Source organism: Prodigiosinella aquatilis (assembly GCA_030388725.1).
Lineage (GTDB): Bacteria > Pseudomonadota > Gammaproteobacteria > Enterobacterales > Enterobacteriaceae > Prodigiosinella > Prodigiosinella aquatilis.
Genome location: CP128857.1, coordinates 46,615 through 61,930 on the forward strand (window position 1 = coordinate 46,615; position 15,316 = coordinate 61,930).

At 48.5% G+C, this 15,316-nt stretch carries 16 protein-coding genes and 1 tRNA gene; 10 read left to right on the forward strand and 7 right to left on the reverse strand.

The window, feature by feature from the left end:
* The first annotated feature begins 48 nt into the window (after positions 1 to 48).
* The 3 genes from ligB (at position 49) to PCO85_00210 (ending at position 2,136) form a co-directional block, all read left to right on the forward strand.
* A complete protein-coding gene (ligB, locus tag PCO85_00200; protein ID WJV55947.1) occupies positions 49 to 1,719 on the forward strand; it encodes an NAD-dependent DNA ligase LigB in 1,671 nt (556 codons plus the stop codon).
* Between the two features lie 112 nt (positions 1,720 to 1,831).
* A complete protein-coding gene (locus PCO85_00205) occupies positions 1,832 to 2,011 on the forward strand; it encodes a hypothetical protein (protein WJV53956.1) in 180 nt (59 codons plus the stop codon).
* Between the two features lie 48 nt (positions 2,012 to 2,059).
* Positions 2,060 to 2,136 (forward strand) — tRNA-Pro (locus tag PCO85_00210).
* Positions 2,137 to 2,438: 302 nt separating this feature from the next.
* Here the strand turns inward: PCO85_00210 and PCO85_00215 are convergent.
* The 5 genes from PCO85_00215 to PCO85_00235 are packed head-to-tail and all read right to left on the reverse strand — an operon-like array spanning position 2,439 to position 6,584.
* The gene (locus PCO85_00215) at positions 2,439 to 3,056 is read right to left on the reverse strand and encodes a hypothetical protein (GenBank protein ID WJV53957.1); all 618 of its coding nucleotides are present in this window, start codon (positions 3,054 to 3,056) and stop codon (positions 2,439 to 2,441) included.
* 14 nt (positions 3,057 to 3,070) lie between these two features.
* The gene (locus PCO85_00220; GenBank protein ID WJV53958.1) at positions 3,071 to 3,865 is read right to left on the reverse strand and encodes an SDR family oxidoreductase; all 795 of its coding nucleotides are present in this window, start codon (positions 3,863 to 3,865) and stop codon (positions 3,071 to 3,073) included.
* Positions 3,866 to 3,868: 3 nt separating this feature from the next.
* Positions 3,869 to 4,519 (reverse strand): iron-containing redox enzyme family protein, encoded by a 651-nt coding sequence (locus PCO85_00225; GenBank protein ID WJV53959.1) that lies wholly within the window; start codon positions 4,517 to 4,519, stop codon positions 3,869 to 3,871.
* Between the two features lie 3 nt (positions 4,520 to 4,522).
* A complete protein-coding gene (locus PCO85_00230; GenBank protein ID WJV53960.1) occupies positions 4,523 to 5,950 on the reverse strand; it encodes an AMP-binding protein in 1,428 nt (475 codons plus the stop codon).
* Positions 5,928 to 6,584, reverse strand: coding sequence for a thermostable hemolysin (locus PCO85_00235; GenBank protein WJV53961.1), 657 nt, complete (start codon positions 6,582 to 6,584; stop codon positions 5,928 to 5,930). Before PCO85_00235 ends, PCO85_00230 begins: the two co-directional genes overlap by 23 nt.
* A 131-nt stretch (positions 6,585 to 6,715) precedes the next feature.
* Between PCO85_00235 and PCO85_00240 the strand changes: the two genes are divergently transcribed.
* Positions 6,716 to 7,405: a LysR family transcriptional regulator gene (locus tag PCO85_00240; GenBank protein ID WJV53962.1), complete on the forward strand. Its 690-nt coding sequence runs from the start codon at positions 6,716 to 6,718 to the stop codon at positions 7,403 to 7,405.
* Here the strand turns inward: PCO85_00240 and PCO85_00245 are convergent.
* Complete coding sequence (locus PCO85_00245) at positions 7,362 to 8,636, reverse strand: histidine-type phosphatase (GenBank protein WJV53963.1); 1,275 nt, start codon at positions 8,634 to 8,636, stop codon at positions 7,362 to 7,364. The two genes, PCO85_00240 and PCO85_00245, sit on opposite strands and share 44 nt — an antisense overlap.
* A 288-nt stretch (positions 8,637 to 8,924) precedes the next feature.
* Here PCO85_00245 and PCO85_00250 point away from each other — a divergent pair, with 288 nt between their 5' ends.
* The 3 genes from PCO85_00250 to PCO85_00260 are packed head-to-tail and all read left to right on the forward strand — an operon-like array spanning position 8,925 to position 12,084.
* The gene (locus PCO85_00250; protein ID WJV53964.1) at positions 8,925 to 9,290 is read left to right on the forward strand and encodes a copper resistance protein; all 366 of its coding nucleotides are present in this window, start codon (positions 8,925 to 8,927) and stop codon (positions 9,288 to 9,290) included.
* A gap of 47 nt (positions 9,291 to 9,337) precedes the next feature.
* On the forward strand, positions 9,338 to 11,362 hold the full coding sequence (locus PCO85_00255) for a protein-disulfide reductase DsbD family protein (protein ID WJV53965.1): 2,025 nt from the start codon (positions 9,338 to 9,340) through the stop codon (positions 11,360 to 11,362).
* Positions 11,362 to 12,084, forward strand: a complete 723-nt coding sequence (locus PCO85_00260; protein ID WJV53966.1) for a DsbA family protein — start codon at positions 11,362 to 11,364, stop codon at positions 12,082 to 12,084. Before PCO85_00255 ends, PCO85_00260 begins: the two co-directional genes overlap by 1 nt.
* Positions 12,085 to 12,339: 255 nt before the next feature.
* Here the strand turns inward: PCO85_00260 and PCO85_00265 are convergent, their stop codons facing one another.
* Positions 12,340 to 12,609: a hypothetical protein gene (locus tag PCO85_00265; protein ID WJV53967.1), complete on the reverse strand. Its 270-nt coding sequence runs from the start codon at positions 12,607 to 12,609 to the stop codon at positions 12,340 to 12,342.
* Between the two features lie 196 nt (positions 12,610 to 12,805).
* Here PCO85_00265 and PCO85_00270 point away from each other — a divergent pair, with 196 nt between their 5' ends.
* Genes PCO85_00270 through PCO85_00280 form a run of 3 tightly spaced genes read left to right on the forward strand, consistent with a single transcriptional unit; the run spans position 12,806 to position 15,301 of the window.
* Entirely contained in the window at positions 12,806 to 13,648 is an 843-nt protein-coding gene (locus tag PCO85_00270) for a 3-keto-5-aminohexanoate cleavage protein (GenBank protein WJV53968.1), read from the forward strand.
* The gene (gene hemB / locus PCO85_00275; protein ID WJV53969.1) at positions 13,641 to 14,648 is read left to right on the forward strand and encodes a porphobilinogen synthase; all 1,008 of its coding nucleotides are present in this window, start codon (positions 13,641 to 13,643) and stop codon (positions 14,646 to 14,648) included. Before PCO85_00270 ends, hemB begins: the two co-directional genes overlap by 8 nt.
* Positions 14,645 to 15,301, forward strand: a complete 657-nt coding sequence (locus PCO85_00280; GenBank protein WJV53970.1) for a dienelactone hydrolase family protein — start codon at positions 14,645 to 14,647, stop codon at positions 15,299 to 15,301. Before hemB ends, PCO85_00280 begins: the two co-directional genes overlap by 4 nt.
* Positions 15,302 to 15,316 lie beyond the last annotated feature (15 nt).

Sequence of the window (15,316 nt, forward strand, 5' to 3'; positions counted from 1 at the left end):
CATCGGTTATCCAGCCTGGGAGAGGGAAAGATGAAATATGGATATTGGATGGTTACTACCTTGCTGACCGGTTTGTTCAGTCTGTCTGCCATGGCTTCAATGTCGTGTCCTGATTGGGGGTCAACGCAAGCCAACCATGAAATTGAGATACTGGAGCAGCAACTAGCGCACTGGGATAAAGCCTACTATGAATCGGGCCAAAGTCTGGTGGACGATGAGATTTATGATCAACTGCGAAAAAAACTGACGGTGTGGCAAGGCTGTTTTCAACCACAAGCCGTACCTTTTCCTGTTCACCTGCCGAATGATGGTAAAAAGTCACATCCGGTTGCTCATACGGGTTTGAAAAAACTCACGGAGGTTAATGAGCTTCGACAGTGGATAGCGCAGCACGATAATTTATGGATTCAGCCCAAGATAGACGGTGTAGCGGTGACATTGGTTTATGCCCAGGGAAGGCTGGTCTCTGCCGTTAGTCGGGGTAATGGGCTTAAAGGGGAAGATTGGACGGAGAAAGTGCGGCAAATGCCTTCGGTTCCACAGCAGGTAGGGGATACCCAGAAGTCGCTGGTGCTACAGGGAGAATTGTACCTTCAGGTGAAGGAACACCGACAATCCCAAGCCGGTGGTATTAATGCCCGCTCGATTGTGGCCGGTGAAATGCGTCGCAAACAGACTTCCGCAGTGTTATCGCAAATAGGGATTTTTATTTGGGAATGGCCTGATGGGCCTGATGCCATGCCGCAACGTCTTATGCAACTACGGCAGATGGGCTTCGGCCTGACAGCAGAATATACCCATGCAATATCAATGTTGTCCGAGGCGGAAACATGGCGTGATAACTGGTATCGGGCACCGCTGCCTTTTGTCACCGATGGTGTCGTAATCCGTCAGGAGAAAGAACCACAAGGCCGTTACTGGCAGAATACCCCTGCTGACTGGGCAATTGCCTGGAAATATCCGTTGGTCAGCCAAGTTACGAATGTAAATGGTGTCGATTTCGAGATTGGCCGCACCGGGAAAATAACGGTCGTGCTGAATCTTGAGCCACTACACCTGGATGATAAATCTGTCAGCCGTGTGAACGTGGGTTCGGTATCCCGCTGGCAACAATGGGATGTATTACCGGGCGATCAAGTGAGTATCAGTTTGGCGGGACAAGGTATTCCCCGGTTGGACAAGGTCGTTTGGCGGAGTTCGGTACGTCAGCCTGTTGAGGCTCCAGAACAATCACTGTTCAATGATTTTAGCTGTTTTCAGTGGAGTCTTGTCTGTCAATCGCAGTTCCTGTCTCGCCTTGTCTGGTTAAGCGGGAACTTCGGCTTGAACATTAAAGGGGTAAGTAACGGTATGTGGCGGCGTTTCATGCAACAGGGGAAACTGCCGGATATTCTGTCATGGTTGACATTGAGTCAGCAACAGATTGGCAGCTTTGCTGGCGTTGGTGAGAAACAGGCAGCCAGGATTTACCAGCGGTTCCAATTGACCCGACAACAGCCACTACAACTGTGGTTACAGGCGTTAGGGATCCCTGTCCCCCGGGCTGCCTTGAAGGCATTGGATGAACGCTCATGGCAGCAGCTACAACGTCGGACAACAGAAGAGTGGCAGCAATTTCAAGGGATTGGTGTGAAAAGAGCGCAAAGGATTCGGGAGTTTTTGTATCATCCTGAAATTGTGCGGTTCATTAACTGGCTCATACAACAGGGTATAAAATGACATTTTTACAAAGGAATTGACCCAAAAAACAGCGAGTGCGCTAAAACCATGCCTCATGAGGCAGTGCTGATCATTTAAGCGTCATGCTCAGTATATGAAGATGTGATTCTTGGTGAGAGATATCCTCGAACCAGATCCCACAGATGTCGATACATTAGCTGGCGGTGGCAATAATAGAGCCAAGCAGGATAAGAGAAACCAACACGTTGATGAAAATCACTGGAATAGCATGCTGATAGCGCTGATTATCGGTGATTCAGGCACTTTACTGCTGTGTTGTGGCTTTCGCTAAAAAGGGATTGACGCCTTTCAGAGGTAGCAGTAAGATGCGCCCCGCATTCGGTGAGTGGCGCAGCCTGGTAGCGCACTTCGTTCGGGACGAAGGGGTCGGAGGTTCGAATCCTCTCTCACCGACCAAATCGACTTTCGGCAGGCATCTGGAATAGACGGATATCGCCGGAAAGTACAAAGAAACCCGCATCCTGCTTGGATTAGCGGGTTTTTTATTGCCTGTTATCTATCGGTATCACCGGTTTACAGCTGGAAGATTTAGTTATACCACGCCGTATAACCACGATGGCCCGTATAACGACCCCTCAGACCGATATCGAAATCAAAGCTGTGGAATCTGCCGAGGAGGAGTGCATGGATGGGGACTGGCTGCATTCTCTTTCAGCTGGGCACCAGCCATGAGTGGCCGATGCCCTGATGTATCATCGCTATTTTTTAAGCAGCGCCAAATCTTTCTGAATATCGTCTTTACGCCCTTGATCGGCAATTTCTCTTCCTGCACGGGGAGCCGCTGCCAGTGCAATACTAAGGTACTGTTTCGCTTCTTTTTTATTTCCCTGTTTGAGCAAGTAATCACCATAGAAATAGTTGGGATCAATACCACTCGGGTTCATTTTCAGCGCGGTTTGCAGATATTGCTCCGCTTTTTTGTCATCACCGAAGCCAATCGGCCAACCCGGTACTCGATAATACAAGACCCCCAGACTGGTATAAGCTGAACCTTCCAATGCGTTGGGATCAAGGGCGATTGCTTTTTCCAGAGTACCCTTGGCTTTTTTGACCAAACTCAGCGCACCTAAACCGCCTTTGGTACCAGCCCAACTGCTGTCTACAATCGCAGACCAGATCAGATATTTGGCATTTGTTGGCTGGCTACTCACCAGACCTTGCACTTCTGAGCCCAGTGTGGAAAAGCAATTGTCTTGCTGGGAACTGAGGGTTCTATACTCGCATATCGCCCACTGTTTCTGAATGTTCAGCAGTGAACCACTCGCATGGGCCAGACCTGGCACCAGCAGACAGGCGGAGATAAATAATTTTTTCATGCAATACATTCTCTCTATTTATGCTTGCCGCGAGCGTAACGGCGAATGATCGGAAGTTGACGAATAATGGCGCCATCCACCAGTGATGGCAGTAGTGCGTTCAGCTTGACGAAAAACTTTTCCGGCCAACCAAGCCAGCGCCGTACTGTCTCTTTTTCCAGTGCAGTGACAATCTGTGCCGCGACCCATTCAGGACGATCGCTTTTGTTGCCCAGTTCTTTATTCATGGCGTTAACGGCGGGGGAGTTTAGTGGGGTGTCTGTAGCCCGAGGGGCCAGGTACAGCACGTTGATTCCCTGTGGCGAGAGCTCACGGTGGAGCGCTTCGCTAAAGCCGTGCAAAGCGAATTTGGTTGCGCAATAGACGCTGTAGCCGGGGTAACCGATGCCACCCATCGCTGAACCAATATTCATGATAATACCCGGCGAGCTCATGCTATTGAGCATGGATTGGGTCAGTAGCATCGGCCCTTCCACATTCAGGGCGATTTGGTGCTGGATGTCTTCATGCCGTTGATGTTCAAACAGGCTGAAGGTGGATGTACCAGCATTGTTAATTAATATATCCAGCCGCGTGGGGGCGGGGAAACACTCCGCCAGTGCGTTACGATCCTGTTCGTCACAGAGGTCCGCCAGCAGAATATTATGGTGATTGGGTTCCGGTAACTGGCTTTGCAGGGTCAGCAGTGCTTGTTCATGGCGACCAACCAGATAAAGCTTCGCCCCTTTGGCGGCCAGCGCATGAGCCAATGCCTGACCGATACCACCGCTGGCGCCGGTCAGCATGATGCGTTTGTCTTTGAGATCCATAAGTTAGCGCTCCGTCAGGCTGCGCAACATGTCACCATACAGTTGATAAACAACATGCGCGGAATGAACGATGGCTTCCTGATCATGTGGCTCGCTGACCTTATCCATTAGCGAGGCGAAAAACTTCAGATGTTCCTGATCCAGTGAACCGTGAGAACGCAGGTAGCTCATGGCGCTGGCCGGTAATTTCAGACCTTGCTCCAGTTGTTCGGCGACGCTGGTGGCGATATTGACGCTGGTTCCTTCCAGAACGTGTATCATGCCGAAAATACTCATCGGGTTACCGCGATTGATGCGGTCATAAAGAAAAGAAAGCATTAATTCAATCGAGAGATGAGGATGACCGTGACGTACCGCTTGCGCATCCCCGCCACAGGCCTGGATATCATCCAGGATCCACTCCTGATGGCCGTACTCTTCGTCAATATATTCAGCGATGGCGCTGAGCACCCATTCATAACTCATGGGCAATCGGCTACCTGCCGCCATCAACAGCGGTACGGTATGACTGACGTGGTGATAAGCCTGGGTCAGGAAAGCGATATACATTTCACGGGTGATATTGCCGTAACGACACGCTTCAATGACCGGGGCGGACATCATTTTCTGCTGCGATGAAGCCGTACTGGTTTGTAATTGTTGATAGAAACCCATGTCTTACTCCTGAATAGCACGTTGAATTTGCTCCTGAAACCGTAAATAAATAGCAGCACGACGCAGGCGGCCATTACTGGTCATCAAAGCAGAGTTGGATAAGTTGGTGACAATAAAATGGTGGATACGAGCATAATCCGGCAGTTTTTCATTTAGTGTATCGATTTGGGTTGAGAGATCTTTTTCTTTGCCGGGGACAGGATGTACCAGCGCCACATTGACGGGCAGGCCATCACCGAATACCACCAAATGGGAAATGGCGGAATACAGCATGGCTTCAGTCTCGATCCATTCCGGTGAAAAATTGCGCCCGAATGCATTGATCTGTACATTTTTCAGACGTCCGTCAACATGCAGAAAACCAGCGTCATCCAGCCGGCCGAGATCACCAGTGGCAATGCTCTCCGGCACGGTATCACCGCCGAGATAACCCAGCATGGACGCGCCTTTTACCTGAATTTCATGTTGCGCGGAGAACGAGATTTCACAGTGAGGCAGCGGACGTCCGGTGCTGCCAGGCTGATCGTCACCGGGAATATTGAGAGAAACGACAGAACCACACTCGGATAATCCGTAGCCTTCATAAACCGGAATGCCCTTTTGACGGGCTAGCAGTAGCAGGTCAGGAGCCACTTTGCCCCCACCTACGGCGACGAAACACAGTGAGGAAACACATTCCCGATTTTTGCCTGCCAGGCTGGTTAATAATCGTAGTAATTCGGGCACCAGTACCAGACTGTGAGGGCGCCACTGGCTCAATACCTGCGCCAGAACATCAATGGAGAACTGACTGGAACCCGTAAACCCCACCTGATGCAGTGGAAGAATGACACTTTCCGCACCTAGCAGCAGCGGAACGTACAACCCGGTGATATTTTCCAGCAAGGTGGCGAAAGGTAACAGTGTCAGGTGGCGATGAAGCGGAAGATGGTCAATACGCTCGGCCAGTGACTGACTGGTGCGTTCCATTCCACGCAGGCTCAGACAGACGCCTTTGGGTTGACCCGTGGTGCCGGAGGTGTAGGTGATTTTAGCGGTGCCGGCCGGTACTGTCGGCACCTGCTGTGGTTGATATCGGTACAAGGGCAGTCTACCAATAGGTGTCGCTTCCCAGCCGGATCGTTCCGTACCAATCAGCGCGTCGGCACCGCTGTTTTCCAACAACCATGTCTGCTGCTCCTGGCTGAAAAATAGCGGCATCGGAATGATGATAATTCCCGCCTTCAGGCAGGCTAAATCTACCAGTGCCCATTCGATGCTGTTATCCAGTTGCAGGGCGAGGCGGGTGATGCCTTGTTGCGTCAATAACTGCGCCAGATTATTAATTTTCTCATTCAACTGGCGGTAAGTGAGTTGCTGTTCGCCGTTATTTAATGCGATGCGTTCAGGGGACGTCGTGGCCCAGTGTTTAATTGCGGCAAAAAGCGTCATGTTTCAATTCCTGAGTGTTGAAGGGAAACGAGGGAATCGAATCAAAAAGTGAAAGTAATAAACTGTTTTTACTTAACACTTCATGACCCTGGATCAGATCGCCCATCATGACTTGTGGATGCTGGGTGTAATAGCTGCCCCAGCAGGTTGCATCATCCAATTGCTCTGGTCTGGCCTCCATCAGTTCAATCGGAGACAGACTCAGGCGTGAAAAGATATTGCGCAACTTTCGGGTGCCGGTGAACGCGATGTGCCGAAAGTGGCTTTGGTTTAATACCAGGCACAGCGCCGCAAACATGATACGGGCATTACTGCTGCCATTAATGGTGGCGAAATTGCCGATTTCCACCAATCCGCTGCGGTAAATCTCTATGCCTTTTTGCTGGTGCGCGACGTCTTCGATTGGTGCATCCAGATAGCTCTCCAGGTAAAGTTTCCCTTCTGTGGCCGGCTTAATGCCACAAGCAGCCACCAGCGTGCCGTCCGCCTGGGTCATCCCCAGCAGATAGGGCAGAAAGTGAGGGATCACCGCATTGAACTCCCGTTGATATTCATGCTGGATGAATTTACGACAGGTTTCCTGACGAGTAGCGTTGTCAGCCCAGAATAAATGGTACGGTGCGTTAACGGTCATAGAGCATCTCTCTGAATGTGATAGCTGCATGCTAGCCACATACCATTAAGAGAGACTTAAGAAGAATGGAAAGTAACCATTTATTGTGTGGTTGATAATTATTTGTTGATAAAAGGTGAAAACCGGATCGTTTGGGTACGCCGGAAACGTTTGTTTGTGTCTTTGAATGCGGGGCGTTCTCTGCGGCATCCAAACGTTTGGGGATTAGCCAACCAGTAATCTCTAAAGTCGTCATGCAGCTTGAACGGCAGCTTGCAGCAACCTTATTGCTGCGCTCTACCCGCGGACTGACGCCAACCGAAACGGGACAGCAGTTCTATGAACATATTGCGCCAGCCATCAATATGATCCGGGAGGCGGAAGACCGCGCGCGTCATGACGCGCAGTTGTCCGGATGTTTACGCATTTGCGCGCTGGTGACGTTTGCCCGATTGCATATCATGACGCGTTTGCATGAGTTTATGTCTGCGCACCCACACTTTAAGGTGGACATGATTTTGGGTGATCATCCAGTAGACCTGATTGCCGAAGGCATTGACGTTTCGCTGCGCCACGGTTCATGTGTTAGAAATGGGAAAAGGGCCAGAAACCGGCCCGGAGCTTCATGGCAAAGTGTGTATCGCGGCGATAATGAGGAGCGCGTAAAGACGCGGCAAGTACTTCCTTGTAAGCTCAAGCCGCGCCATCACTGGCGCGGATGCTTTACACTTCTCTCCTATTATCACCGTTTTGACGCCGTACATAGGTTTATCAATGGTCTGAAGGGCTGGTTTCCGGTTACATCGTGTAATGCACAGCAAGTAGCGCGGTGGGATCGATAGATGCGTTGATGCGCTTGATAGTCGCAAGATACGGACACAGCGTGCCGACGTCCGTCAGGTGACAACCCGGCATCTGGAATTCGGTACGCAGCGGTGGGTGAGCGTTATCCAGTGGTGTCAGTGAGCGAATCTGATCCAGTGACTGCGCCTGGAAATAGATGCGCAGGAAACGCTGTCCGGACTGATTATTGCGCCAGCGTTCAAAAATCAGGCTGCCAGCGGGTGGAATGTTACCACGCGGATAGTTGGCCATTTTCCAGGTAAATCCCAGCATGGTACGCAGTTTGGCGATATTGGTATCATGGGCTACATATAGCAGCCAGGCCGCTTGTGGCGGTTCGCCGGTTTGCTTACCCGGTTCAAGCGCCAGGGCAATCTGGTTCATTAATGTCGATCCGCCGCGGCGCGCCACGTAAGGCAGATCATTGGTGAAATCGTAATTGGTGGTCAGTAACGGCATCAGGGCACCAACATCTGCGGCGTTATGTACGTTGCCGAAAGCAACCTGACTCAGCGGCATATTGTTGCTGTAGGCCAGACGAATGGTTTCCGCCATATTGGCTAATACGTCGGGGCCACGCAGCGCGATGTTGCCCTTTTTATTTTCATGGAGTTTCCACGGCGTAGTAAATGCCGGGCAGGGCTTATCCGGCAGACATAGCGCTTGTTGCAGGCGATCAACCTCCGGTTTCAGTGCGGATTGAATCTGTTCCGCCGTTTTGCCGTCCATCGTTTTCATCAGATCGGCACGTACTTTGGCCGGATCAACACTCAGCCCCGCTTTTTCCGCATGAAACAGCGTGTCCTGTTTTTCACTGGTTGTGGCATGAATCATGACGCCACAGCCCGGAAATACACCATCCATCAGCGCATGCGCGGTTTCCTGTGTGCGCTGTAATGGGCTGGACCAGACAAAGACTTCTCCCGGTGATGGACACCCTGGTTTGAGTAATCCATGCTGGCGTAGATAATTCCCTTCGTATTGACCTTTCAGTACCGCAGCGGCGTAGCCGTGCCCTGTCAGTTCGCCAAAGGGGGTCAGCCAGGTGGGCCATTTACGTCCAGTGCCTTCCTGAATGGCTTTGGCGTTGCCCTCTGTCGGCGGCCTGACACCATGGCGGCTGACCTCAACGACTTTTTCCAATGTCCATGGTGACGACTCAGCCTGTGCGGCCACAAAAGGCAAAGAAGCCAGCAATATTCCTGCTAATGCCCTGCACTTGAATGTCATGATTTGTCCTCGGATGCTGATGCGTGCGCATAGGGTGAGAAACGCTACGCCATGCATGATGAACAAAGAATAGATTTTCTGTTACTAGTTGAATAAAGGTTTGTTTCCCAGGTAATCCCGGTTTTTTTTAAAATCAGGCGTTGCGCGTTTATCTATTATTTCTCTGTTTTTGATGCCGGCAGTCATTCCCGCATGGATGAAATGTAAAACAGATCCTTACACTATGTCTTCTTGTAATTTGATTATGTTCCTTTACGATACATCTGGTCTGTAGTAAGAGATATCGCTATGCATAAACGTCATCAGATCGGAAAAGGTTTTCTTGTGCTGGCCGGTATCATCCTCCTCGCCTGCATGGCGCAGCGTATTGCTAACCAGCATTCTTTGTACCTTAGCCATGCGCATGAGATGGTGACGCTTGCAGACCAGTCAGACAAGATAGCGCCCGTTTCCCCCTGTCAGTTGAGCGCTCATTCACTGCTGATGACACAACCACTCTTTTTTGAGAGTCCGCTCCTTTTTTTGGGAAGTTTGCTGGCTTTCCTCGCTTTTTTCATCCAGCCAATAAAACAACTAACCTCTTATCCACCGGAGCGTGAACATCCGCCACCGGTTTTGCGAATACACCTTAAAAATTGCGTTTTCCGTGAATGACAGACCGTTTCTGACGGTTCTGAACTACTCATTTACGGAGATTAATTATGTACATTTTTATCAGGAGATTTTTTCTCCTGTTGTTGTTCAGCATATCCGCTGCGCAGGCGGCGGATACCGGCTGGTTACAAGATGCGCAGAACAGCCATGCGCAGGTACGCGTTCGCGCTGATACGTCAAAGAGCGACCTACGTGTTTTGCTTGACGTCAGACTGGCGCCTGGTTGGAAAACCTACTGGCGATCCCCTGGTGATGGTGGTGTGGCGCCAAAAATCAGCTGGCAGGATCACCTTACTGCCAAATGGTTCTGGCCGGTTCCGACGCGTTCCGATATTTCAGGGTTAACGACTCAGGGATACCATGACCACGTTACTATCCCGATGGTCATGACGGAGAAAAATCTCACCGTTCTTGCGGGTACACTGACGCTTCCAACATGCAGTAACGTCTGTATTCTGACTGACTATCCATTCCGCCTTGACTTGTCTTTGCCGAATGATAAGTCGTTTGATGATGATTTTACTCGCGCGATGGGCCGGGTTCCCAGCCAAAGTGGCATGATGAGTGATGTGAAAGCGTCCTATACCAATGGGAAGCTGCTCATTACGGCGGAAAACCCTCGCGGATGGAAAGCCCCGGAAGTGTTTCTGGATTCCCTAAGCGATGCCAGCCTGGGCAAACCGGTGACCGATATTAACGGACATCACCTGAAGGTGACGGTTCCGGTGACTGATGCGTGGGGTGACACACCACCTGATCTGACCGGACAAAGCCTGTCACTGGTCATTGCCGATCAGGGTATGGCGCAGCACAGTAAAACCTTAATCGCTCGAGCGCAGATGGGGAATGTACTGCCTTTCTGGAACATTCTACTCATGGCGCTTGCCGGTGGGTTGATCCTGAATCTGATGCCTTGTGTGCTGCCGGTGCTGGGTATGAAACTCGGCTCGGTACTGCATGCGGATAACCGTGTACGAGGCAATATACGTATCAGGTTTCTCTCCACTGCCGCCGGAATCATGGTCTCATTTATGGCGTTGGCGCTACTGATGACCTCGTTACGTTTAAGTCACTCGGTTATCGGATGGGGCCTACAGTTTCAAAGTCCGTGGTTTATTGCCTTCATGGTGCTCATTACTTTCCTCTTTAGCCTAAACTTGTTTGATGTTTTTTATTTCGCCCTGCCTTCTGCCTTAAATAGCCGTTTGGCCACAGTTGGTGGACGCGGCATCGCCGGTAACTTCTGTGAGGGGGTTTTTGCAACACTGCTCGCCACGCCTTGTTCGGCGCCATTTTTGGGAACGGCGGTAGCGTTTGCACTCGCAGCTCCCTTGACGCAGCTGTGGGTCGTGTTTTTGGCGCTGGGGCTCGGAATGAGTTTCCCCTGGTTGCTGGTGGCATTGTGGCCGGCAATGGCGATGTGGCTACCCGGACCAGGACGCTGGATGAACGGGTTACGCATCGGTCTTGGCCTTATGATGTTCGGTTCATGCTTGTGGTTGCTGAGTTTGATAAATGTCTATGTCGGCACTGACATCGTCATTATGATTGCGGTATTTATGGTGTTACTTACCGCGATCCTTATCGGCAAGAAAACCCAAAACTATGCCCGGATGTTTTACATCGCGTTGCTTCTTGTGATGTTTGTGAGTGGTTATCTGACCAAATCACTTATCGTTTCCGGTTCAGGTGTATCCCAAAAAGAGGCCAGGGAAAAAATTGCCTGGCAACCGTTGAGTGAAGAGGCAATTAATCAGGCGCTGATGAATCATAAGCGTGTGTTTATCGATGTCACCGCTGACTGGTGTATCACCTGTAAAGTTAATGAACTCCGGGTGCTGGATCGTGAAGATGTCCGTCAGGCTCTGCAACAGGATGACGTAGTGGCTCTTCGTGGAGACTGGACAAAACCTGCTAAAGAAATCACCGACTTTCTCAAACGTCGCGGAAGAGTAGCGGTACCTTTCAACCAGATTTACGGTCCGGGTAAACCGGACGGTGTTGTGCTACCACCTCTTCTCGACAGTGAAAATTTATTAAAAACGCTGAATGCGGCTAAAGGAACACGTTAATGAAAAAACTCGCTATTGCTTTAATGCTGATCTCTACCCCTCTCTGGGCTGCGCCACCTTTTACGCCAGCACAGGAAGCCAGAATCAAAGTGCTAATCAAAGAAACCCTGATAGAGAACCCGAGCATCTTGGCGCAGGCAGCTGACGCCTATAACCAGCAGGCTGAGCAACAACAACAGAACGAAGTGAAGCAGATTATCAGCCAGAATAAAGATGCTCTCTACAATGATTCTGGCTCTCCACATATTGGCGCCAGCAAACCCAAACTGACACTGGTGCTATTTACTGATTATAACTGCCCGTACTGCAAGCAGTTCGATCCGTATATGGAGAAGATTATAAAGGCGCATCCGGAGGTGGAAGTGGTGTTTAAATTTTTGCCGTTTCGTGCCGCAAGTTCGCTTACCTCGGCCAGGGATGCGCTTACCGTATGGGAGACACAGCCGGATCGCTTCCTTGCCTTTAACGACCGCTTAATGGCCAAAAAGGGTTATCATGATGACGCCAGTATTAAAGCTGCCGAGAAGACTGTGGGCGTGACGGTCAATGAACCAAGCAAAAGAAGTCTGGAAACCATCAAAACGAATCTCGCCCTGGCCAATAAACTGAGGATTCAGGGAACACCGGCAATATTGATTGGCGACACTATGCTGTCAGGTTACGTTCCTTATGATCAGTTTGAGAAAATGGTAGAAACAGAATTAGCAAAAGTAGAAAAGTAAGTTATTACATGCGGGCCGATAAGGCCCGCTTCACCGCAGTTTTTTATTATCTGGGCTGGAATCGGCGATGGCCTGGCAGAAGTGAGCCTCATTTCGCGAGTACAAAACGAACCTGAGAGCCTACGATTACCGATATTTAGTTTGTTAACACTGATGTAAATGACTGGGTTTGGTATTGGAATGTTGTGTGCTACTCATAGTATGACATGCTCAAAAGCAGAATGTGAGCTGTCCCTGAAACTATTTTCACCTAAATTATGCCGCTATTTTATAGTTCACTGAGTTTTCCATTACCGCATTGTCATAACCGCTGCCTTCCCCGTTCATCGAACAGCGTAAACTGTTATCTTTCGGTGCGTCGCAATACTGATGATTTGCATATTGACTTCTTCTGTCCGAATGGACGATGACCTGCACATGTTCTGAGGAAAGTGACGCCATGGATAATGAATAAAGAATGGTTGTTCTGTTATTAATTGAATAAAGGATTGTTTCTCCGGGAATAAGATCGAGCATACCGATCATCAGGCTCTGGCGCCTGACGTTATCGTTTAAGCCATTAACATAATCTGTACAAAAAACTAACATGCTTACCTAAATATGGGGCTTTCATCACGTAAATTTCCTGATATCAACAATATATGTCCTATTCTATAAAAAAAATTTTACATAATTATGCAAAGCTGTAACTACCATCAAATTTCAGAATCGTCATTTTACCATGAAAAAACTTATCATCACTGCAGCTGTGAATGGTGGTATAACGCCCCGCAGCAAAAATCCTTCAGTTCCTTATTCTCCCGATGAAATTGCGGAGTCGGTTTATCAATGTTGGCTAGCGGGGGCTTCTGTTGCACATGTCCATGCTCGGAATATTGAAGGAAAACCAAGTTATGAATTTAAAATCTGGAAGGATATTGTAGAGCGCATTCGTTCACGTTGCGACATCATCATAAATTTAAGCACGTCAGGACTTAATCTTCCTAAAACCTCCCCTATTGAACAGGCATGGAATCATTTGGTTCTTAAACCAGAAATAGCCTCTTTTAATTGTGGCTCCGTTAATCATGGCGACAAACCATTTATTAATCCTCCTTCTCTTGCCAGAAAGTTAGCACATGACATGACAATTAATAATGTTACTCCAGAAATAGAAATTTATCATTCTGGCGTAATTAATGAAGCATTAACGCTATTTAAAGAAGGGTTTCTACATAAGCCAATGTTATTTGCTTTTGCAATGGGAATTCACGGCGGCGTGACGGCAACATGTAAGAATTTATTGAATTTAATTGATAATCTACCAAGTGAAAGTATATGGTCAGCAATTGGAATTGGTCAAGCTCAATTGCCTATAAATATACATACTATTCTTCTCGGTGGACATGTGCGAACGGGGCTTGAAGATAACGTCTATTACCATAAAGGTGAGTTGGCAACGGGAAGTGCTCAATTAGTAGAACGAATTGTTCGTTTATCTCATGAAATTGGACGAGAGGTAGCCACTCCCTCGGAGGCAAGAGAAATATTAGGGCTGAATTCAAAAGGACAAAGAAATGAGTAATTCATTATCCCTTACCTACCGGCCCAGACGTTTGCGGCGTAATCCTCAATTGCGCGAACTTGTACAAGAAAATTTAATTCACTTAAGTGATCTCATTCAGCCAATTTTCATCGACGAAAGTATTGATAAAGCGCAACCGATAGAAATGTTACCGGGGATCATGCGGTTGCCAGAGGCATCGTTACCTGGAGAAATTGCAGCACTTTATGAACTTGGGATCCGTTACGTCATGCCATTTGGTATTTCGAGTCACAAAGACTTTCAAGGGAGTGATACCTGGTCTGATAACGGCTTACTGGCACGAATGATTCGGACAATCAAGCAAAACTGTTCAGATATGATTGTAATACCCGATATCTGTTTTTGCGAATACACAACACACGGCCACTGTGGGGTTGTCGTTGACGGAGAAGTCGATAATGACCTGACGGTTATGAATTTGGTTAAACAGTCACTCACTGCAGCTTGGGCGGGTGCTGACATGTTAGCGCCTTCATCAATGATGGATGGCCAAGTAGGGGCCATTCGAACGGCACTTGACGCCGCTGGCTTTTCTAACGTTGCCATCCTTGCTCATGCAATTAAATTTTCATCAGCATTTTATGGTCCATTTCGCAGCGCTGTAGATTGTGAGTTAACCGGAGATCGGCATGGATATCAGGCGGATATTGCGAATGGAAGGCAAGCAATGGTTGAAGCACGCCTGGACGAGGAGCAAGGCGCTGACATTTTAATGGTAAAACCCGGAACACCTTATTTGGATGTGTTAAGCCGCCTCCGTCAGAGAACTGATTTGCCTTTGGCGATTTATCAAGTGGGTGGTGAATATGCGGCAATAAAGTTTGCCGCGCTCGCCGGGGCTCTGGATGAAAAACGTACTGTGTTGGAAACAATGATGGGTTTTAAGCGTGCCGGTGCGGACATGATAGTGAGTTACTACGCTCGGCAAGTGGCATATTGGCTGCAAGAGAGTACTGATTGTGGGGGATTTAAAATATGAAAAAATTAGAGTCATATTTCAAAGATAAACCATATCCAGTTGAATGCAGAGGTGCTTCAGCTGAAAGTGCTGCTAAATTTATTATTTTATTACACGGTCGTCGCCAATCTTCCGATGATATTTATCAAATAGCAAATCGTGTAAGCAATGATAATATCGCTTGGATCATACCACTTGCACCAGAAAAAACCTGGTACCCAAGAGGTTTTTTAAGAGATATGAATGATAATCAGCCTTTTGCTGATAAAGCTATTCACTGTATAGATGAAATTATTAATTATTTAATTCACCGGAATATTTCTTCTAAAAATATTTGGATTGTTGGTTTTTCACAGGGAGCGTGCATTGGAAGTCAATATCTTGCACATATTAGACGAAGCATTGGTGGGGCCTTATTGTTTACTGGTGGTCTATTTGGGCCGAAAGTCGATTTATCATTCATTGATAATGATGAACTGGAGAAAGTACCCATTCTTCTCACAGGAAGTAATACTGATAGCTGGGTTCCTGCTTATCGGGTTATTGAGTCTGCCAATTATTTTAGAAAGTTAGGAGCAAATGTCAGGGTAGAAATATTTGACCAACGTGAACATGTAGTCTCGGAGAAAGAAATAAACATTGCTAGAGAATGGTTGAAGTCAATGCCAATATAAAGGTAAGGGGAATGA